Origin of the sequence: Rhizomonospora bruguierae, assembly GCF_018397995.1 — a bacterium.
In the GTDB taxonomy this organism is placed as follows: domain Bacteria; phylum Actinomycetota; class Actinomycetes; order Mycobacteriales; family Micromonosporaceae; genus Rhizomonospora; species Rhizomonospora bruguierae.
Genome location: NZ_BBQH01000012.1, coordinates 38280 through 57422 on the forward strand (window position 1 = coordinate 38280; position 19143 = coordinate 57422).

The window sequence follows — 19143 nt, forward strand, 5'->3', positions numbered from 1 at the left end:
CCGGTCGGCGTCACGAGATGTAGTGCAGGATCACATTGTGGACGTGGTGGCTCTTCTGCTCGCCACGGAACTCCACCTCGTACGTCTGCGCACCGACGTGGATCGCGATCGCGCCGGTGGAGAAGAACGAACCGCCCCACGACTTGTTGCTCACCACGCTCACGCTCGTGATCTTCGAGTACGGGATGCTGGTGAGCGCCACCTTCCGCCCCACGAACGACCGGTCCTGCACGATGACGCGCCGGTTGGTCAGCCCGATGAACCCGGTTCCCGTGCCGATCGCGTCGTAGACCGCGATGACCTGCTCGCCCTCCAGCAGACCGCTCTCGATCTGGCGCAGCTGGTCCCGCCGGTCGTGGGGCGGATTGGATGCCATGCCGCGAGGCTAACCGCCGTACGCCACAGCCGCTCGGCGCGCTCGGCGCGCTACAGGCTTGGCGCGCTACAGCCGCTTGCGCATCTGCACGGCGGCGACCTCGAAGCCCACCTTCTCGTACAGCCCCCGCGCGGCGTGGTTGAAGCCGAACACGTTCAGCCCGATCTCGACCGCACCCCTCTCCCGGCACACCGCCTCGGCCGCCTCGATGATCGCCGCACCGTACCCCTTGCGGCGCGACTCCTCCCGTACCGCGATGTCGTAGATGAACGCGTGCAGTCCGTTCGACCGCTCCTTCACGCCCAACCACAGCCACCCGACCTCCGCGTCGCCGTCGTACGCGATCCACAGGTAGTGGTCGGGCGTCCGGTGGCCCTGCGGCAGGAACGTCGCCTGGTCCCTGAGCGCCTTCTCCCGCGCCTCCGCGGCCGGAAGCAACCCCGAAGCCTCGATCTCCTGGGCGTACCCCTCTACAGTAGACTCACAGAAGGCGGCGAACTGCTCATCGGTCATCGGCCGGAGTTCGACGGAAGCGCTCATACCCGCGACCCTAGCCACCCGACCCTGTCTCTGGCATGGATCACCAGCCGATGTGCTCGTCGGAAACCTCAACCCCGTACGGCACGACCGGCAACCGATCCGCCTCGACGGATCGGACGAACGGTTCGACTGCCGAGTAGAGGAAGATCTCGCCAGCACCGTCGGCCCATCGACGTCCGAGATGGTCGCCCCAGGACTGTGCGTCGTCCGCGCTCGCGGCCTCCACGACGAAGACCGCCGGCCACTCGTAGTCCTCATCGTCGGCCGGCAGGGCCGGATTCCTGAACCACACCACGTACTCGTAACGCTGCAAGGCCGACGTCCTTTTCCTACCACGCTTCCTTGGTCCAGCCGTTCACCAGCCGAGGCCACGACAGCGACTCTCTTCTTGACCAATACCGAAACCGCCGCTGTCATCCAAGAGCACGCGGTACCTGGTTACCCGAGCCGCGTTCGCTGACGACGCTGCGGGCGGCAAACGAACGTGGCGGGGCCTCTCGGCACCCGCCACGTCCTTCCAACGGATTGAGCTTACCGCGACACCGGTGTGCCCGGATCCGGCGCCAGCAGCCCCACAAGCGCTCCGCAAGCACCGCGCGGCGTTGATCGCGGGTGGGAAGCGCATCCCTCACCGAGAAACGATAGGGATGCCACATTCCCTACGGCACGGGCGCCACCCGTACGGGATTAGTAGCCCAACCGCCACTTTTGGTAACCACTGGAGTTGCACTCAAGGTAGTAGACCTCGCCAGCGCCATTGCTGTCGAGACAACCGCCTATATGGATATCCCTGAATTGCACCATCGTCCAGCTCGTGCCCCACGCCTCCCAGGCTCCGAGGTCCTGAATGCAGTCGGCGGATGTGTAGACGGTGCCCCTGTTAGCGACCGGGTAACCCCACCTCCCCCAACTGATACACATGCCAGTCTCGACGTTCTTCAACCGGACGACGTCATGGTCCTGTTGGCCGATTTTCTCCGGTTGCCACAGCTGGAACCGGTTTCCGCGGCTGGCGTCGCACGGCGACGTGTAGACGTTGCCGTTTCGGTTGCTGTCCAGGCAGCGGCCGGTCGCCCAGTTGCGCAGCAGGTTCGGACCGACGTATGCCTGTGCCGGAGACGCGGAAACCAGGACCGCCCCGGCGAGCACACCGACGGCGACCAACAAACGAGCCAGCCATCCCGACCGCCACGACCGCCGCAGGCCACCACCGCCGTCGTTGATACCCGACATGTACCAATCCTTCCCACCCTCGCGGGCATGCTAGAGCCTCTCCGCACACCACCCGCCGCTGCGACGACCGAGGATCGCGCATCGACACAGCGCGCACCGTGCGGCTCACGAGGGACGACGAGCCACGGCCCCGTTCCGTTCATCCAATCCTTTCCCAACCGACCCCAAACCACTGTGTACGCCGAGAAAGCGGCTGGCGGCTCTTCGCACCACGCTGCCGCCCGGTTGGAGCAACGTGGCGGTGAGGGCGTGGGGTGGTCTGACGGCTGCCTTCTGCCGCGAACACCGGTCGAGCGTGATCGTGCGTGGCGTCCGGAACCGCGCCGATGTGTGCCAGGAGTACCGGTTGGCGGCAATGAACGAAGAACTCGGCATCACGACGCTGTGGCTTCCGGCCCGCCGAGGACTAGCGACGATGTCGTCCACAGTGGTGCGAGCTGTTTCAGCTTGAAGCTGGCGGCCGCCTTGCTCACGAGACGGTACGCGAGGTGGGACGTCGGGGGCGCCGGATGCCGACCAGCAACGCCCATCGAGGCAAGTCAATGACTTGAACTCAGCCGCTCCCCACCACGCCGAGCGGGGGCGACGGACGAGTCGACCTGTACGCCGGATCCTGTGCACCGACGGGAGTTGCTCCCCGTCGGCCGGCGGTCATCCATCTCGGCCTGCCGTCGCCGGCAGGCTCCAGCGGCCTACCCGCAGGCTCGGGCGGGCCGCCCTCGAACGCCTGCGCGGGTCACCGCCTCGCGGCGGGGACCCTACTTGGCCTTGCTCCGGGTGGGGTTTACCTAGCCACCCCGGTCACCCGGGGTGCTGGTGGGCTCTTACCCCACCGTTTCACCCTTACCGGGCACCATGGTGCCCGGCGGTTTGTTTTCTGTGGCACTGTCCCGCGGGTCGCCCCGGGTTGCCGTTAGCAACCACCCTGCCCTGTGGAGTCCGGACGTTCCTCGGCGGCGGTCAATGGACCGCCGACGCGACCGCCCGGTCGACTCGTCCGTCGTCGTCCAAGACTACCGTGTCGTACCGATGGAGATCTCGCAGGCGCTGCTACTGCTCGCCGCCGGCCTGGCGGCGGGCGCGGTGAACGCGGTGGCGGGGGGCGGTTCGCTGGTGACGTTCCCCACGCTGGTGGCGATCGGGTTGCCGCCCGTGCCGGCCAACGTCAGCAATTCGGTGGCGGTATTCCCGGGGTATGTGGCCTCGGTGTTCGGCAGCCGGGCCGATCTGGGTGGGCAGGGGCGGCGGCTGCGGATGCTGCTGCCGACCGCGGTGGTGGGTGCGGTGGCGGGGTGTGCGCTGTTGTTGTTGACGCCGGCGCGGGCGTTCGAGGTCGTTGTGCCTTTTCTGGTACTGGGGGCAGCGGCGCTCCTGGCGTTCCAGGAGCGGCTGCGGGGGCTGGTGGGGCATCCGCGGGAGATGTCGGCGCGCCGGCAGGCGGTTTCCCTGCACGTGATGGTGGGGCTGGGTTCGGTCTACGGCGGGTACTTCGGTGCGGCGCTGGGCGTCATGCTGGTGGCGGCGCTGGCGCTGGTCCTGGATGAGCGGCTGGCCGTGGTGAACGCGTTGAAGAACGTCTTCTCGGCGCTGGTGGGCCTGGTGACGCTGCTGGTGTTCGCGTTGTTCGGCCCGGTCAACTGGGCGGCGGTGGTGGTGTTGACGCCGGCGACGCTGGCCGGCGGGTACGTCGGGGCGCGGGTGGCGCGGGTGTTGCCGGCGCCGGTGCTGCGGGCGCTGATCGTAGGCTTCGGCACGGTCATCGGTCTCGTCCTGCTGGTCCGCGCCTTCGCCTGAGCACCCACCTCGCCAACCTTGCCTGCACTACCGGTGCGAAATCTTGGTACGACACGCCGCTTTTCTGGCCAGATCGGTACCAAGACCTCCCGCCCGCGCCCGCCACGGTCAGTAGACCTCGCCCAGGACCTCCTCGGGCACGGCGGCCGTGTTGGCGTGAGCCGGCGGAAGGGGACGGGCGGCCCGGGTCATGGCGCCGGCCGAGAGCGCGTAGACCAGGACGCCCGCGGCCAGGATGCCGAAGCCGACCCAGTACGGCAGGGCGGCGCCGTGTTCGGCGAGCAGGCCGGCGACGACCGGGGCCGGTGCGGCGGCGCCCCAGCGGACCAGGTTGAACGCGCCGGTGGCGACCCGGCGGTCGGCGGAGCCGAGGATCAGGGCCAGGTCGGTGAGGTTGGCGTTGGCCAGGCCCATGAACAGGCCGGAGCCGACCAGGACGATCAGCGATTCGACCAGCCCGGTGGAGGTGGCGAACAGGGCCATGCAGGCGAGCAGGCCGACGATGGCGACACCGAGGGTCTGCACGGCGCCGATGCGGTGGGCGAGGCGGTGGCCGACGCCGAGGATGCCGACAGCGAGGCCGAGGCCCCAGCCGGTGAAGGCCAGGCCGAGCGGGATCACGGCGAGCTTCAGGAACAGCGGCGTGTAGCCCAGCACGATGAAGAACACGAAGTTGTACGCGGCGGTGACCACGCAGAGGGCGACGAACGGGCCGCGGCGGAAGGTGCGGCCGATGTCGGCGAGACGCACGGGGGGCTGGGTCCGGGGCGGCTCGCGCAGTTGGGTGGCGGCGACGGCGAGGGCGACGAGCATGAACACGCCGCACATGAAGAACGGCAGGCGCCAGGTGACCCGGCCGAGCACGCCGCCGATCAGCGGGCCGACGGCGAAGGCGAGGCCGAGGGCGGTCTCGAACAGGCCGACCACCCATTCGCGGTCGTTGGCCAGGGCGACCATGACGACCAGGGCGGTGGCGAAGAACAGGGCGTTGCCGAGCCCCCAGACGCCGCGCAGGGCGGCGAGTTCGACGATGTTCCGGCTGAACGAGGCGACCACCGCGGCGCCGCCGACGGTCGCGACGCCGGCGATGAGCACGGGTTTGAAGCCGAAGCGGCCGGTGGCCAGCGTCGCCGGGATCATCCCGAGGGCCATGACCGCGATGTACGCGGTGAACAGCAACTCGACCTGCCAGGCGGACAGGCCCATGGCGCTGCCGATGACCGGGAGGATGGGGTCGACCACACCGATGCCGGCGATACCGAGGAACGCGGCGAGGGTGGTGGCGTAGATGGCCTTCCGATGGGGTTCCGGGCCCTGCGGCACTGCGCCTCCAATAACTGCATCCTACAGATAACTAGCTGTATGATACAAGCAGTACACTCGGTACCGCCACTGACCCCAGGGAGGCACGGTGACCAGGCAGGATCCGGCGATCGGCGCGATCGAGACCGAGGTCGCCCTGCTGATGCGTCGGGGCGACGCGGCGCGGCGGGTCACGCCCGTGGCGGCGCACCGGGCGCTCGACCGGGCGGCGTACCTGCTGCTGCGCCGGCTGGAGCAGGGCGGCCCGCAGAACGTCTCGGCACTGGCGGCGGCCCTGCACCTGGACGGGTCCACGGTGACCCGGCAGGTGGCGGCGCTGCTGCGCGAGGGGTTGGTGAGCCGCGAGCGAGACCCGCGCGACGGCCGCGGCGCCGTGATCGCGATGACCCCCGCCGGCGCCTCCCGGCTGAGCGGGGTGCGGGCCGCGCGCGAGCAACTCTACGAGCGCATCCTCACCGGCTGGTCGGCGGAGGAGCGCGAGACCCTGGCCCGGTACCTGCACCGGCTCAACCACGCCATGGACGAGCACACCCGGGCGCCCGGCCGGTAGCGGCGGCTCGGCGGGCGTACGGGCCCCGGCCCACGGGGGCAGAAACCGGAGCCCGTACGCGACTGCGCGGCGGTGGCGCCTACACCTTCGGTGCGGGCTGCGTGTCGTCCGCCGGCGCCTCCTCCTCGGGAGCCGGGCCCGCCTGGGCCGGCACCCGGGCGTCCCCCTCGTCGGCGAAGTAGTCGTCCGGCCGCGTGCCGTCCGGGCCGTCCGGCACGTTGCCCGCCCGCAGGGCGAGCGTGACGAGGGCGGCCACGACGAGGTTCACCAGGACGGCGACGAAGCCCACGTACACCGTCGCCTGGGTGTCGAAGCCGAACTTGGCCAGCGGGAACGCGGACCCGCCGAAGTGGGCCCGCTTCGTGGCCGCGTTCGGGATCACGTAGAGCATCCACATACCCAGGCCCATACCGGCCACCCAGCCGGTCACCAGGGCACCCCGGTGGAACCACCGGGTGTAGAGGCCCAGCGCGACCGCTGGCAGCGTCTGCAGGATGATCACGCCGCCGATGAGCTGGAGATCGATGGAGAACTGCGGGTCCAGGAACACGATGCAGGCGACCGCGCCGACCTTGACCACCAGCGAGGCGATCTTCGAGACGTTCGCCTCCTGCGCCGGGCTGGCGTCCCGCCTCAGGTACTCCTTGTAGATGTTGCGGGTGAACAGGTTGGCCGCCGCGATCGACATGATCGCCGCGGGGACCAGCGCACCGATGCCCACCGCCGCGAACGCGATCCCGGCGAACCAGCTCGGGAACTGCGAGTCGAACAGCAGCGGTACCACGGTGTTGCTGTCGACCGAGCCGGCCTTGGTCCCCGGCAGCGGCTTCACGCCGGCCGCGATCGCCGCGTACCCGAGCAGCGCGATCAGCCCGAGCAGCAGGCTGTACGCCGGCAGCGCCGACATGTTCCGCTTGATCACGCCGCGGTTCCTGCTGGCCAGCACGCCGGTGAGGCTGTGCGGGTAGAGGAACAGCGCGAGCGCCGAGCCGAACGCCAGCGTGATGTACTGCCACTGGTTGTTGCCGTTGAGCAGGATGCCGTCCCCGGGCGCCGGGGTCGCCTTGAACTTGGCGTCCGCCGCGTCGAAGATCGCGCCCCAGCCGCCCAGCTTGTACGGCAGGTAGAAGATCGCCACCAGGATCACGACGTAGATCAGCGTGTCCTTGACGAACGCGATCAGCGCCGGGGCGCGCAGCCCGGACTGGTACGTGTAGGCGGCGAGGATCGCGAAGGCCACGATGATCGGCAGGTGCCGGGCGATCGCGGACTCACCGGTCACGCCCATCGTCTTGAGCACGGCCTCGATGCCGACCAGTTGCAGCGCGATGTACGGCATGGTGGCGACGATGCCGGTGATCGCGATGATCAGCGCCAGGGTCGGCGAGCCGAACCGGGCCCGGACGAAGTCCGCCGGGGTCACGAAGCTGTGCCGGTGCGAGACCGACCACAGCCGGACCAGCACCAGGAACACCAGCGGGTAAATGATGATCGTGTACGGGACGGCGAAGAAGCCCGCCGCGCCGGCGCCGAACAGCAGCGCCGGCACCGCCACGAAGGTGTACGCGGTGTAGAGGTCGCCGCCGATCAGGAACCAGGTGATCCAGCCGCCGAAACTGCGCCCGCCCAGGCCCCACTCGTCGAGGTGGAGCATGTTGTCCGGGCGGCGCCACCGGGCGGCGACGAAGCCGACGCCGCTGACCGCGAGGAACAGCACCGTGAAGATGATGATCTCGGTGAGGTGGTCCTGCCACACGGTCGCCTCACCCCTTCCGCTTGGTCATCCGGTAGACCAGCGTGGTGGTCCCCACGCCGAGGACGATGAACGCGAGTTGCAGCCAGTAGAACCCCGGGAAGCCCAGCAGGCGCGGGGTGTCGAAGTTGAACAGTGGCGTGATCAGCGGGACGAGGATCGGCACGAACAGCAGCCAGTTCCACGGGCTGTGGTCCCTGGCGCGGGCCCGCCGGGTGGCCGCCGCGGGTGGCGCCGCGGCGGGATCCAGGTCACTCATCGGACCTCCTGGACGGTAGGAAGTGATCACTGTGGATCTCGGTGACGGCCGGACGATATCCACGGTGTGACCTGGACCACGCCGCGCAGGAGGCGCGCTGCGCCGAGCGGCGCCCCGCCTGCGCCAAGCGGTCGCCGTGCTTCCCAGTAGCTGCTTCCCAGCCGGTGCTTGCTAGCCGGCGCCCAGTTCCGGAAGGTGCGCGGTGTCGTTGACGGTGCGCACCGCGACGTTGCCGTCGGGCCAGGAGTCCACGACCGAGACACCGGCCGCGTCCAGGTAAAGGCGGTGAAGGAAGGCGTCGCCGGCGGCGAGGGCGTCGCGCAGCAGCAGCTTGATCGGCGAGACGTGCGAGACGACCACGACGCTGCCGCCGGGGTGGGCGGCGCGGATGCGGGCCGCCGCGGCGCGGACGCGCTCCGCCACCGCCTGGAACGACTCGCCACCCGGCGGCGCCGCGGCCGTGGACCGCAGCCAGGCCTCCTGCTCCCCCGGCCAGCGCTCGCGGGCCTCGGCGAAGGTCAGCCCCTCCCACTCGCCGAAATCGCACTCGATCAGATCCGGGTCGGTGGTGACCTCGGCATCCCCGGCGATCGCGCCAGCGGTCTGAAGGCACCGGGACAGCGGCGAACTGACCACCGCCGTGATCGAGGGCAGCAGCGCCCGGACCCGCCGCGCGGCGGCCCGCGCCTGCACCCGCCCCGCCGCGGAGAGCGGGACGTCGCCGCGGCCGGAGTACCGCCGCCGCTCGGTCATGGCGGTCTTGCCGTGCCGGACCAGCACCAGGCGGGTCGGCGGCGTGTCCGGCGGCTCCCACGACGGTGCCGCCGCGGTGGCGCCCAAGGTGGACGGTGGCGCGGCGTCGACCAGTTCCTGCCGCGCGGGCTTGCCGGCGGCGGCGTCCATGGCGGCGTTCGCCAGCGCGTCGGCCGCCCGGTTCCGCTCGCGCGGCACCCACTCCAGGCGCACCGACTCGAACCCGGCCAGCAGCGTGGCCGCCTCGGCGGCGAGCGGGCGCAGCCCGGCGTTCTTGATCTGCCACCGGCCGGCCATCTGCTCGATGACCAGTTTGGCGTCCATCCGGACGGTGACGTCCCGGGCGCCGAGTTCGGCGGCGGCGCGCAGGCCGGCGATCAGACCCGAGTACTCGGCCACGTTGTTGGTGGTGACCCCGAGCGCCTCGGCCCGCTCCAGCAGCACCTCCTCGGTGCCGGCGTCGCGCACCAGGGCCCCGTACCCGGCCGGACCCGGGTTGCCCCGGGACCCGCCGTCCGCCTCGACGATGACCCGCACCGAGCCCACCCCTTCCGCTAGAGGCCGCTCTCCGCGGTGCGGACCATGATCCGGCCACACTCCTCGCAGCGGACCACCTCGTCCGGGTCGGCGGCCCGGACCCGGCCGCGCTCGCTGCCGGCCAGCTCCAGCCGGCAGCCACCGCACCGGCCGGCGCGCAGCAGCGCCGCACCGATGCCGCCCGACGACTCCCGGAGCCGGTTGTACAGGGCCAGCAGGTCGGCCGGGATCTGGGCGGTGAGCGGACCGCGGGCCGCGGAGCGGAACTCCTCGTCCTTCGCGATCCCGGCGAGCGCCTCGTCGCGCCGGCTCGCCGCGCCGGCCCTGGCCTCCCGCGCCTCGGCCAGCCGGCCCGCGACGCCGTCCAGCACCCCCTGCGCCTGCTCGCGCTGCTCCATCAGCTCCAACTCGGCGTCCTCCAGGTCGGACTGGCGCCGGTTCAGCGAGACCAGTTCGTGCTGGAGCGCCTCCAGCTCCCGGGCCGGCCCGGTGCCCATCGTGAGCCGGGCCTGGTCCTTGTCCTTGCGGGCGCGCACCTGATCGACGTCCTTCTCCAGCCGGGCGATGTCCCGGTCCAGGTCGTCGACCGCCACCTGTGCCCGGACCCGCTCGTCCTCCAGGCCGGCCAGCCGGGCGTCCAGCGACTGGAGCTCGGCGTGCTCCGGCAGGGTCCGGCGCCGGTGCGCGAGCTGGGCCAGCGCGGTATCGATCCCCTGCAGGTCGAGCAGGCGGAGTTGGGCTTCCGGGTCGGCCTTCACGGCTGGTGCTCCTTCAGGGGGGACGGCACGGGTGGGGACGGGGCGTGCAGGGTCCACGGGTCGGTGTCCAGGTCGCTGACGGTGACCTCGACCGGGAACCGCCCGGCGAGCCAGGCGGCCAGCTCGTCGAGCCAGGGGCGCTCGGTTGCCCAGTGCGCCGCGTCCAGCAGCGCCGGCCCCCCGGCGGCCAGATGCTCGCCGGCCGGGTGGTGGCGCAGGTCGGCGGTGAGGTACGCGTCCGCTCCGGCGGCGGTCGCGTCGGCCAGGAAACTGTCGCCCGAGCCGCCGCAGACCGCGACCGTCCGAATCAACCGGTCCGGGTCGCCCGCGGCGCGCACCCCCCACGCGGTCGGCGGCAGCCGGTTCGCCGCCAGCTCGGCCAGCTCCGCCAGGCGCAGCGGGGCGGGCAGCTCGCCGACCCGGCCGGCGCCCCGGCCCTCCCCCGCGGCCGGCGAGCCGGGCGCCGCCGGGCGCAGCGGGCGCGGGTCGCGCAGGTCGAGCCGGGCGGCGAGGGCGTCGGAGACGCCCGGGCTGGCCACGTCCGCATTGGTGTGCGCCACGTACAGGGCCGTGTCCGCCTTGATCAGGTCGTGCACGATCCGGCCCTTGTAGGTCGTGGGGGCCACCGAGGACACCCCGCGCAGCAGCAGCGGGTGGTGGGCCACGATCAAATCCGCGCCCCGCCGGCGCGCCTCGGCCACCGTCTCGGGCACGCAGTCCACGACGCACAGCACCCGGCGCACCGGCTGGCCGGGTTCGCCCAGCACCGGGCCGACCCGGTCCCACTGCTCGGCCCAGGCCGGCGGGTACCGCTCGTCCAGCGCCGCCACCAGATCGGCGACCGTGGGCGGGTCGGCGGCGGGCGGCGCTGTGTAGGTCACGGCCGCGAGGCTACCAGCGCGATCAGTGCTCGACGGTAAGCCGTGCGTACAGCGCCCGCAGGGGTAGCTCCCACGGGAACTCGTCCAGGTGCCGGTCGGACGAGCCGGGCGGGTGCAGGGTCAGCACGTCCTCCCCGTACAGCATGGTCACGCCCCAGCCGCGCAGCCGCTCGACGGCCTCGCCGAACGCCGGGTGCCGGGCCATCGCCGCGTTCGTGTACGGCACCGCCACCATCGGCAGGCCGAGGCCCACGCCCTCCACCAGCAGGCCCAGGGCCAGCGTGTCGGCGATGCCGGCGGCCCACTTGGTGACCGTGTTGACGGTGGCCGGCGCGCAGATGACCGCGTCCGGCGCGGGCAGGACGTCCGGTTCCCCCGGGTTCTTGAAGAAGCTGCGCACCGGGTGGCCGGTCTGCGCCGCGATCGCGGGCACGTCGAGGAACTTGCGCCCGTCCGGGCTGGAGACCACGCAGACCTGCCAGCCGTCCCGGCGCGCGAACGAGACGAGCCGGCCGACGTTGCTGGCCACGGCGGCGCCGCACACGACGAGATACAGCACCCGGTTCCGGCCGGGGACGCCGATCACGCGGCACCCCCGGTCATACACCCACCCCCATGTGCTCGGCCAGCTCGGCGATCGTCGCGGGCGGCCCGCCCCGGGTGCGGCGCAGCACGTCGGAGAGCACCTCGTGGGCGATCGGCCGGCATCTGATCTCGGACGGCGCGAGCCGGTCGCCCTCCAGCAGCATCTCGCTGGCGTGCTCCACGTCCCCGATCTGCGCGTACCCGCGGGCGATGTCCAGGTAGTGGTGCGCCCGCCGCTCCGGCAGCAGGCTGGCGAAGCCCTCCGGGTCGATCGCCGCGTGCGTGTCGACGGCGAGCCGCCCCTCGCCCAGCTCGACCGATGCCGCGGCCCGGTGTAACAGGACATTGGTCGGGCCGAACGAGGTCCAGTAGTGGTTCTGGTCCCCGCCCACCCCGGCCGCGGCCTCCTCGGCGCCGCTCACGAGGTCCCGAACGGTGGCGTTGTCGCCGATCCGGGCGGCCGCCATCGCGCCGTTGAGCAGCAGCATCCCGTACACCGAGAGGCGTTCCCGGGTGGTCGGCTCGGCCCCGCCGGGCGCCAGCCGGTTGGCGATGTTGACGTTGACCTCCAGCGAGGCCCGGGCCCGGCCCAGCGCCAGCAGCGCGCTGCCCACCCGGTAGCTGGCGATGCCGGCCAGCAACTGGTCGCCGGCCCGCTGGGAGACCGCGATCGACCGGTCCGCCGCCAGCCAGGACAGCTCGTGCTCGCCCAGCTTGCGCAGGGTGGACGAGGCGATCTGGTACACCTGGCCGAGCAGGTGGGCGGCCTCGCGCCCCTCCTCGGTGTGCGCGTACGCGGTGTCCGTCGCCTGCGCGTCGCGCAGCAGCCGGGGCAGCGCCCGGGCGAGCACGCCGTACCTGGCGTGCTGGTAGGTCAGCCAGGCGTGGCCGACCGCCTTGTGCACCTCGGCCAGCGGCGGCGGCTCCGGCGCGGCGTAGAAGAAGGCACTGATCTGGTCGTACCGCTCCAGCGCGGCCCGGATCTCCTCGACCTCCACCTGGTCGACGCAGTTCGCGCTGTCCGGCCGGCGCTCCACGTCCTTGCCGAGCAGCAACTGGACGTCCAACTGGAGCACGTCGGCGATCTCGTAAATCACGGAGAACTTGTCCAGCCGGCGCACCCCGCGCTCGACCTTGTCCACCCAGCTCTTGGACTTGCCCAGGCGGTCGGCGAAGACCTGCTGCGACATCCGGCGCCGGCCCCGCCAGTAGGCGACGCGGCGACCAATGGGCAGCCCGTCCACGTCAGGTACCTCCCTTGTTCACCGGCGATCCGGGCCGGCCGGGTACCGATGCCAACGCCCCCCGTGGGTGCGGGTCGCACACCTGCGTGCGGGGCCCAAGGCACCGATGCTCGTGGTTTTCGACGGGTGGCGCAACCACCCGCCTGCCCTCAGAACGATGTGAGCGTCGCTCAGGTGACGCCGCCGGCCCGGTGCGGGTCGATCCGCCGGTGGTGGACACTCAGAAAATACAACTTTCCAGGACTTGAGGGCGGAAACCGCCCAGGTTCCCCCGACCCCTCAAAGGTTCTCAACTCGCCTCTAGCGGGTCTTTTCCGGCGCCCGCACGCTCCCCCCGGGCCGGCAATCGGCCCGGCATGTCACGAACCGGAATCCTGGGGAGCACAACCCATGACGCTCATCGATCGGCGGCCGTCCCGGCTGGCCGCGCTGGCCGCCGCCGCCCTGCTGACCACCACCGCGACCGGCTGCTCCGGCAGCCCCGAGGCTGGGCGGACACCCGCACCGCACCGGGTCAAGGTCACCTACCTGACCGGCCTCGGCAGCTTCGGCCGCGAGGGGTACGCCTGGGTGGCCCGCGAGAAGGGGTACTTCGCGGAGGCCGGCCTGGACGTGGAGATCCAGCCCGGTGCCGCGGGCGACAGCAACCTGAGCCTGGTCGCCGCCGGTCGGGCCCAGTTCGCCGTCATCGACTACGCCGGTGCGGTGGTGCGCGCCGGCACGGATGCCTTCACCGGGTACCGCCTGGTCAGCGTGGTCACCCGGCAGACGCTGATCGCGATGATGGCGCTCGGCGGCGGCGACATCGCCAACCCGCGCGACCTCGCCGGCCGGACCATCGCCCAGGCCACCGGCGCCGTGCCGAAGACCCTGTTCCCCGCGTACGCTCGGCTGGCCGGCTTCGACCCGTCCGGCGTGCACTGGATCCAGGCCACGCCGCAGCAGCTCCCCGCCCTGCTGGCGGCCGGCCGGGTGGACGCCATCGGGCAGTTCGTGGTCGGCGAGCCGAGCGTGCGTCGCGCCGCGCAGGGCCGCCCGGTCGTCGTCATGCCCTACAGCGACTACGTGACCGACCTGTACGGCAACGTGGTGGTCGCCTCGACGGCGCTACTGGAGAGCGACCCCGATCTGGTCCGGCGCTTCACCCGGGCGCTGGTGAAGGGGCTGCTCTACGCCGTCGACCATCCACAGGAGTCGGGCCAGATCCTGCACCGCGCGGTACCGGCGGTGGACGCGGCGACCGCCGCCGAGGAGATCGCCCTGATGCGCCCGTACGTGCTCGGCGACCACACGCCCGGGGCGTTCGACCCCGCCCGGGTGGCCCGCAGCGTGGCGCTCATCCAGAGCCTGCGGCTGATCCCGGCGGCGATCCGCCCGGAGGAGTTCGTCAACTTCGACACGATGGGGAGCTGACCGCCCCGATGACGACCCGGTACGCCCTCGACAACGACGACCCCCGCGCCGTCACCCACCACATCCTGCTCTCCCGCCTGCTCGACCCGTACTCCTGCCGGCGGGCGATGAGCCTGCTGGACCTGCGCGGCAAGCGCTGCCTGGAGGTCGGCGCCGGCGCCGGGCGGTTCGCGTTCTGGCTCGCCCACCAGGTCGGCCCGCACGGCGAGGTGCTGGCCACCGACGTCAAGCCGCTGAGCGTCCCGTACCACCCGCAGCTCACCGTCCGGCAGCACGACCTGACCGCGTCCGCGTTCCTGGACGGCACCGACCCGTCGCCGCTGGAACCGGCCGGGTGGGACTTCGTGCACGCCCGGCTGACCCTCGGCCACCTGCCCCAGCGCCGGACCATCCTGACCCGCCTCGCCGACTGCCTGCGCCCGGGCGGCTGGCTGCTCGTCGAGGACTGGGACGCCAGCCGCACCGACATGGTCCTCGCCGCCCCGGACCCCGCCTCGGCCCGGCTCTACGGCCGCTTCCAGGAGATCCTGGGCGCCCGGGTCTTCGCGGCCTCCGGCACCGATCGGGGCTGGGCCCGCCGGATCCACGCCGCGATGCTCGCCGAGCGGCTGGTCGACGTGGAGACCACGATCCAGGCGCAGTCCTGGGCCGGCGGCAGCCCCGGCAGCCAGCTCGTCGGGGGGACCATCCGCCAGCTCTGGGACCGCCTGCTGGCCGCCGGCCTCACCGCGTCCGAACTGGAGCAGGTGCAGTTGCTGGTGCAGAACCCCCGCCTGGTGCTGGCCGGCCACCCGCTCTTCTCCACCAGCGGCCGCCGCTCCCCCTGACCGCTCTCCACCCTCGATCGTGGAGTTGTGGCGGGCGAATCTCCACCACAACTCCACGATCGCGCCGTGGTCGCGGGGCGGGACGAGGGACTAGGGGGTGCGGCGCTTGTTGGACTTCGTGATGACGAGCACCACGGCCACCGCCACGGCGGCGACCACGACGAGGCAGCACAGGCACGCCATCAGGTGCCAGGGCTTGAGAGCTCCCATGGCAGGGCAGCCTACGGGAGCGGACGACGGGACGGGGGGGCCGGTCGGCGGCGGCCCCCCCCGTCCCTACTTCGTCAGGCGCACCCGCAGCCCGATGCCGTGCGCGGTGATCTCGGCACCGCCGAAGGCGCTCTCCGCCGCCAGTTCGCGGAACCGCCGCGGCGACATGGCTCGCCGGCGGAGCCAGCCGAGGGTGGTGCGGGTCAGGAACACGTTGGGGCCGCTGAGCCCCATGCCGCCGACCTCCTCAGCGATCTGGGCCCGGGTGGCGTCCCGGTTCATGTCGTCGATCACGGCGGTGCCGCCGGCGTGCAGCACCCGGTACATCTCGTTGAGGGCGCGGACCGGTCGCAGGAAGTTCTTGAACGCGGCCTGGCAGACGACGAGGTCGAAGGCGTCGTCGCCGAACGGCATGGCGCCCACGTCGCCCTGCCGGAAGTCGACGGTGACGCCCTGGCCGCGGGCGTACTCGGCGGCGAGACCGACGAACGTGCGGCTGATATCCAGCCCGGTGACCCGGTGGCCGAGGCGGGCCAGTTCGACCGCCATGTACCCCGGGCCCGGGGCGACCTCCAGGATCTCGATGCCCACCGGGAGTTCGGCGGCCAGCGCGGCCGCCTGGTCGTGGTATCCGGCCAGTTGGCTGGCGGACCCGCGCTGCCGCGCGTACCACCGGGCCACCGGCCCTTCCATCTCGGGGACGAGCTTGAAGTTCCTCCGCATGGAAACTCCTCCGTAACGGGTCGTGCGACGGCGCCCGTGGGTGGAGCCCGGCTATCGTTTGGTTGCCACCTCGGGCCAGGTTCCGTTCCCGCGGGCCGATGCGAGGGTGACCCCGGCGCGGTGTTCCCGCACCTCGCCGGGGTCTTCTTTGGTCTACTCCGGGTGCCGGCCCCCCTCCCGCTCCGGTGACTCGACGAACAGGCTCTCCCAGTCCTCGGACAGCTCGGCGGGCATCCGGCCGGTCCGGTGGTACTCGCGCCACATCTCCAGGTCGGGGAAGGTGCCCTCGGTCAGCTCGACCAGCAGCGCGCGCACCCAGCCGGCCTCGGCCTCCCGCATCGCGAGCGCGTACTCGGCCTCGATCAGGAAGAGCCGGGGCACCGGGTACCCGGAGAGTGCCGCACGCTCGGCGGCAATGCCCGCCTCCAGTGCGCGCAGGCGCTGGCCGAGCAGGTCGGTCACCTCCTCCGGACCGAGCACGCCGATCACCGACAGCGCGGCCTGGAGCCGGGGGTACTCGGATTCCGGGGCGGCCACCAGTTCGCGCAGCCACTCCCGCAGTTCGACCCGGCCGGCGTCGGTGATCGCGTACACCGTGCGCTCCGGCCGGCGGCCCTCCCGCCCGCTGCTGGTCGCCTCGATGAGGCCGTGCTTCTCGAGGTTCCGCACCACGGTGTAGAGCGAGCCCCACTTGATCCGCAGGTCGTTCTCCTTGCCGGTGCGGCGCAGCACGGTGGCCATCTCGTACGGGTGCATGGGCCGGCCGGGCGCGAGCAGGGCGAGCAGGGGCAGCGCGAGCAGGTTGCCCACCTTCCGCCGCCGCGCCATGACGCACTCCTCGCCGCCAGATACTCGCGGACGAGTATACGTAGACGGGTACCGCTCCGGTCAAGCTCGCCCGGTCGGTCGCCGCCTGCTCCAGCTAGACCCGGGCATCCTGTCGCCGCTGCTGAAGCGGCTGGAAAGATGGACGCCGCGGACGCGGGCTCGCCGCCGGAGTGACCGCACCGCCCGGCCGGGCGGGTGCTCACTCGGTGGCGCGGTCGAGGCCGAGCGTGGCGACGAGATCCTCGTGGAGTTCGAACCAGACCCGATGACAGGAGTCGATGTCGGTGCGGTCGACCCAGCCGCCGTCCCCGGCCAGGGCACGGTGTCGGGCGGCGGTGAATCGCGCGTGGTACCCGCGAAACCGGGTGAGAACGTTCCCGAGCCGGTCGGCGAGTGGGGCCAGGGCGAGGTCGATGGCGGCGAGGTCGTCGAGGACGGCCGCGTCCCAGACCGGATCGGCGTGGTCGTTGGCGGCGAGCCGGTCGTTGGCGGTCGGCCGAAGCTGCCAGTCGGCGCAGGCCCGCTGGAGCCGGGCGTTCAGCGGGCGGAAGGCGGCGTGGACCTCGCGAACCTGCGCCGTACCGCCGGCGTGGGCGAGTTCGGCGGCCACCTGGCGTTCGTTCTCCGCACGCCCCGACTCGGTCAGGGCCCAGCCGTGCAGGTCGGCGAAGGTGGCGTGGCGCACCCAGCCACGCGCCCGCGCGTCGCCCAGGAACTCCACCGTCTCGGCGGCGTCGAGTCCGAACCGCTCGGCGATCACCGGAGCGTCGGCGAACCCCTTGAGCCGTACCGCATGCAGCACCAGCAGGTCGAAGGAAGACTCCCGCGTCACGAGTCGGCCCCCTGCCGCGCGGTCAGCCGGGTGTAGTGCTGCTGGCATGCCTGCGGGGAGTTGAAGCCCATCGCCTCCGCCATCTGCGCCCAGGTGAGCCCGGCACCGCGGGCCACGAACAGCAGGCCGGTCTCGAGCCCCTCGACCTCGGCACGCGCGGCGGGCAGGAGCGCGAGCGCGTTCAGGAGATCCTCGGGGGCCAGGTCGGCGGAGCGCCAGAGCGCGAAATGCGCCAGATCGACCGCCGAGGGCGGAGCGGGGGCAGGTCGCCACGGGCGAGCGGCGAGCGCACCCCCAGCCAACCCGAGAAGTCGCGCGGTTGCGTCCTGTTCGCGGCGTGCCTGAGCGCGATCGGCGCGGGCCGCGTGGGCGGCGTCCTGCTTGCGTGGCATGGCACCGAGCATGCAGAATCAACAAGTTGTTGTCAACGTTCTGTTGAAGGGTGCGACGGATGATCGTGCCGCTCCTGACCGCCGCCGCGGAGTCGTGCGGGGGAAAGGCGGGTGCGCTCGGCACCCTGTTGCGCGCGGGCCTACCGGTTCCGGACGGCTTCGTCGTCCCGCTCGACGCGTACCGCGCCGCCGCCCCCGACCTGGGCCTTGAGACGCGTGCCGGCCAGCCCGACGCGGCGCGGCAGGCGATCGATGCCCACCCACTCCCCGCCGACCTGCTCGACGCGCTCGGCCGCGGGCTCGACGCGCTCGGCGATCCGCCGGTGGCGGTCCGGTCGTCGGCGGCGAACGAGGACACCGCTGCGGCATCGGCGGCCGGGCAGCACGAGAGCATCCTCGCCGTCCACGGCGCCAGCGCGGTCGTACGGGCAGTCCGCGCCTGCTGGGCCTCGCTGCACTCCCGGCGCGCCATCGACTACCGGGGGGTCACGGGTCGCGACCAGCCGTCCGGCGATCCGGCGATGGCCGTCCTCATCCAGCGTCACGTGGACGCCGACGTTTCCGGGGTGATGTTCACCCCCAGCGGCCCGAGCGGCGTGACCACGATCGAGGCATCCTGGGGTCTCGGCCCCAGCGTCGTCGGCGGCACCGTCACCCCGGACGCCTACCACATCGCCGCGGACGGGTCGGTCACCCACACCACCGGCACCAAGCGGACCCGCCTGGACCGGCACGGCGCGCACCTGGTCGCCAGCGACGTGCCCGCCGCCCGCCGCCACCTGCCATCGATTGACGACGCTACGGCCGCGCGGCTCACCAGGCTCGGGCACGACGCCGCCGCCGTACTCGGCGGAGCGCAGGACATCGAGTGGGCCATCGCCGACCGGAGGATCTGGCTGCTCCAGGCCCGACCGGTCACCGCCGCGCCCCCACCGCGGTCCGGCTCCACGGTCGCTACGGCCGCCACGCTGGCTGGCACCCCGGGCAGTCACGGAACCGCGACCGGCACCGCGCGCATCGTCCGCGGTCCCGACGACTTCACCCGCGTCCACCCGGGTGACATCCTCGTCTGCCCCTACACCGACCCGGCCTGGACCCCGCTGCTACGCGTCGCCGCCGGCATCGTCACCGAAACCGGGGGCGTGCTCTCCCACGCCGCCATCGTCGCCCGCGAGTACCGCATCCCCGCCGTCCTCGGCATCCCGACCGCGACCACCGCCCTCCACGACGGCACCACCATCACGATCGACGGCACCGCCGGCACCATCACCACGCACGCCTGACCCGCAGATCGAAAGGAGCCGAGACGCGGGCCCGCCCGGGACCTCGCCT

The 19143-nt window shown here is 72.2% G+C and carries 21 protein-coding genes and 1 other RNA gene; 5 read left to right on the forward strand and 17 right to left on the reverse strand.

Going from position 1 to position 19143, the window contains the following annotated elements; translation table 11 throughout:
• Positions 1-10: 10 nt before the first annotated feature.
• The 5 genes from KJS59_RS03600 to rnpB form a co-directional block, all read right to left on the reverse strand.
• On the reverse strand, positions 11-376 hold the full coding sequence (locus KJS59_RS03600) for a PH domain-containing protein (protein ID WP_213450824.1): 366 nt from the start codon (positions 374-376) through the stop codon (positions 11-13).
• 66 nt (positions 377-442) lie between these two features.
• The gene (locus KJS59_RS03605) at positions 443-916 is read right to left on the reverse strand and encodes a GNAT family N-acetyltransferase (RefSeq protein WP_213450826.1); all 474 of its coding nucleotides are present in this window, start codon (positions 914-916) and stop codon (positions 443-445) included.
• Positions 917-956: 40 nt separating this feature from the next.
• Positions 957-1229, reverse strand: coding sequence for a hypothetical protein (locus KJS59_RS03610; protein WP_213450828.1), 273 nt, complete (start codon positions 1227-1229; stop codon positions 957-959).
• A 374-nt stretch (positions 1230-1603) separates the two neighbouring features.
• Positions 1604-2149, reverse strand: coding sequence for an RICIN domain-containing protein (locus tag KJS59_RS03615; protein ID WP_213450830.1), 546 nt, complete (start codon positions 2147-2149; stop codon positions 1604-1606).
• A gap of 586 nt (positions 2150-2735) precedes the next feature.
• Positions 2736-3145: RNase P RNA component class A (gene rnpB, locus KJS59_RS03620), an RNA gene on the reverse strand.
• Positions 3146-3178: 33 nt separating this feature from the next.
• On the opposite strand from rnpB, the gene KJS59_RS03625 reads away from it, so the two are divergent.
• Positions 3179-3943, forward strand: coding sequence for a sulfite exporter TauE/SafE family protein (locus tag KJS59_RS03625; RefSeq protein WP_213450832.1), 765 nt, complete (start codon positions 3179-3181; stop codon positions 3941-3943).
• 108 nt (positions 3944-4051) lie between these two features.
• On the opposite strand, the gene KJS59_RS03630 is transcribed toward KJS59_RS03625, so the two are convergent.
• Positions 4052-5266: an MFS transporter gene (locus KJS59_RS03630; protein WP_213450833.1), complete on the reverse strand. Its 1215-nt coding sequence runs from the start codon at positions 5264-5266 to the stop codon at positions 4052-4054.
• Positions 5267-5354: 88 nt separating this feature from the next.
• Between KJS59_RS03630 and KJS59_RS03635 the strand changes: the two genes are divergently transcribed.
• Positions 5355-5816 (forward strand): MarR family winged helix-turn-helix transcriptional regulator, encoded by a 462-nt coding sequence (locus KJS59_RS03635; protein WP_249713839.1) that lies wholly within the window; start codon positions 5355-5357, stop codon positions 5814-5816.
• Positions 5817-5895: 79 nt separating this feature from the next.
• Here KJS59_RS03635 and mctP read toward each other — a convergent pair whose 3' ends face one another.
• From mctP to KJS59_RS03670, 7 genes are all read right to left on the reverse strand, one after another.
• The gene (mctP, locus tag KJS59_RS03640) at positions 5896-7572 is read right to left on the reverse strand and encodes a monocarboxylate uptake permease MctP (RefSeq protein WP_213450835.1); all 1677 of its coding nucleotides are present in this window, start codon (positions 7570-7572) and stop codon (positions 5896-5898) included.
• A 7-nt stretch (positions 7573-7579) separates the two neighbouring features.
• A complete protein-coding gene (locus KJS59_RS03645; protein WP_213450836.1) occupies positions 7580-7828 on the reverse strand; it encodes a DUF3311 domain-containing protein in 249 nt (82 codons plus the stop codon).
• 171 nt (positions 7829-7999) lie between these two features.
• Positions 8000-9118, reverse strand: a complete 1119-nt coding sequence (locus tag KJS59_RS03650; protein WP_376771115.1) for a bifunctional RNase H/acid phosphatase — start codon at positions 9116-9118, stop codon at positions 8000-8002.
• A 17-nt stretch (positions 9119-9135) separates the two neighbouring features.
• Positions 9136-9876, reverse strand: coding sequence for a zinc ribbon domain-containing protein (locus KJS59_RS03655; protein WP_213450840.1), 741 nt, complete (start codon positions 9874-9876; stop codon positions 9136-9138).
• A complete protein-coding gene (locus tag KJS59_RS03660) occupies positions 9873-10709 on the reverse strand; it encodes a Nif3-like dinuclear metal center hexameric protein (RefSeq protein WP_213451028.1) in 837 nt (278 codons plus the stop codon). The genes KJS59_RS03655 and KJS59_RS03660 overlap by 4 nt, the downstream gene beginning before the upstream one ends.
• A gap of 70 nt (positions 10710-10779) precedes the next feature.
• Positions 10780-11343 carry a flavoprotein gene (locus KJS59_RS03665; protein ID WP_249713840.1) on the reverse strand — a complete coding sequence of 188 codons (564 nt, stop codon included), beginning with the start codon at positions 11341-11343 and terminating at the stop codon, positions 10780-10782.
• A gap of 13 nt (positions 11344-11356) precedes the next feature.
• A complete protein-coding gene (locus tag KJS59_RS03670) occupies positions 11357-12586 on the reverse strand; it encodes a helix-turn-helix domain-containing protein (RefSeq protein ID WP_213450842.1) in 1230 nt (409 codons plus the stop codon).
• 390 nt (positions 12587-12976) lie between these two features.
• Between KJS59_RS03670 and KJS59_RS03675 the strand changes: the two genes are divergently transcribed.
• Positions 12977-13999 (forward strand): ABC transporter substrate-binding protein, encoded by a 1023-nt coding sequence (locus tag KJS59_RS03675; protein ID WP_213450844.1) that lies wholly within the window; start codon positions 12977-12979, stop codon positions 13997-13999.
• Between the two features lie 8 nt (positions 14000-14007).
• Positions 14008-14826 (forward strand): class I SAM-dependent methyltransferase, encoded by an 819-nt coding sequence (locus KJS59_RS03680; RefSeq protein WP_213450845.1) that lies wholly within the window; start codon positions 14008-14010, stop codon positions 14824-14826.
• A 276-nt stretch (positions 14827-15102) separates the two neighbouring features.
• Here the strand turns inward: KJS59_RS03680 and KJS59_RS03685 are convergent, their stop codons facing one another.
• From KJS59_RS03685 to KJS59_RS03700, 4 genes are all read right to left on the reverse strand, one after another.
• On the reverse strand, positions 15103-15759 hold the full coding sequence (locus KJS59_RS03685) for a class I SAM-dependent methyltransferase (protein ID WP_213450846.1): 657 nt from the start codon (positions 15757-15759) through the stop codon (positions 15103-15105).
• A 153-nt stretch (positions 15760-15912) separates the two neighbouring features.
• Entirely contained in the window at positions 15913-16587 is a 675-nt protein-coding gene (locus KJS59_RS03690) for a PadR family transcriptional regulator (protein ID WP_213450847.1), read from the reverse strand.
• 199 nt (positions 16588-16786) lie between these two features.
• On the reverse strand, positions 16787-17419 hold the full coding sequence (locus KJS59_RS03695; RefSeq protein WP_213450848.1) for a transcriptional regulator: 633 nt from the start codon (positions 17417-17419) through the stop codon (positions 16787-16789).
• Entirely contained in the window at positions 17416-17811 is a 396-nt protein-coding gene (locus KJS59_RS03700) for a DNA-binding protein (protein WP_249713841.1), read from the reverse strand. Before KJS59_RS03700 ends, KJS59_RS03695 begins: the two co-directional genes overlap by 4 nt.
• A gap of 59 nt (positions 17812-17870) precedes the next feature.
• On the opposite strand from KJS59_RS03700, the gene KJS59_RS03705 reads away from it, so the two are divergent.
• On the forward strand, positions 17871-19094 hold the full coding sequence (locus KJS59_RS03705) for a PEP/pyruvate-binding domain-containing protein (RefSeq protein WP_213450852.1): 1224 nt from the start codon (positions 17871-17873) through the stop codon (positions 19092-19094).
• Positions 19095-19143: the final 49 nt, after the last annotated feature.

What these genes read in the sequence shown, in the direction of transcription:
- KJS59_RS03600 (WP_213450824.1), bottom strand. Translation starts at nt 376, where the DNA reads ATGGCATCCAATCCGCCCCACGACCGGCGGGACCAGCTGCGCCAGATC.
- KJS59_RS03605 (WP_213450826.1), bottom strand. Translation starts at nt 916, where the DNA reads ATGAGCGCTTCCGTCGAACTCCGGCCGATGACCGATGAGCAGTTCGCC.
- KJS59_RS03615 (WP_213450830.1), bottom strand. Translation starts at nt 2,149, where the DNA reads ATGTCGGGTATCAACGACGGCGGTGGTGGCCTGCGGCGGTCGTGGCGG.
- KJS59_RS03625 (WP_213450832.1), top strand. Translation starts at nt 3,179, where the DNA reads ATGGAGATCTCGCAGGCGCTGCTACTGCTCGCCGCCGGCCTGGCGGCG.
- KJS59_RS03645 (WP_213450836.1), bottom strand. Translation starts at nt 7,828, where the DNA reads ATGAGTGACCTGGATCCCGCCGCGGCGCCACCCGCGGCGGCCACCCGG.
- KJS59_RS03675 (WP_213450844.1), top strand. Translation starts at nt 12,977, where the DNA reads ATGACGCTCATCGATCGGCGGCCGTCCCGGCTGGCCGCGCTGGCCGCC.
- KJS59_RS03680 (WP_213450845.1), top strand. Translation starts at nt 14,008, where the DNA reads ATGACGACCCGGTACGCCCTCGACAACGACGACCCCCGCGCCGTCACC.
- KJS59_RS03685 (WP_213450846.1), bottom strand. Translation starts at nt 15,759, where the DNA reads ATGCGGAGGAACTTCAAGCTCGTCCCCGAGATGGAAGGGCCGGTGGCC.
- KJS59_RS03690 (WP_213450847.1), bottom strand. Translation starts at nt 16,587, where the DNA reads ATGGCGCGGCGGCGGAAGGTGGGCAACCTGCTCGCGCTGCCCCTGCTC.
- KJS59_RS03700 (WP_249713841.1), bottom strand. Translation starts at nt 17,811, where the DNA reads ATGCCACGCAAGCAGGACGCCGCCCACGCGGCCCGCGCCGATCGCGCT.
- KJS59_RS03705 (WP_213450852.1), top strand. Translation starts at nt 17,871, where the DNA reads ATGATCGTGCCGCTCCTGACCGCCGCCGCGGAGTCGTGCGGGGGAAAG.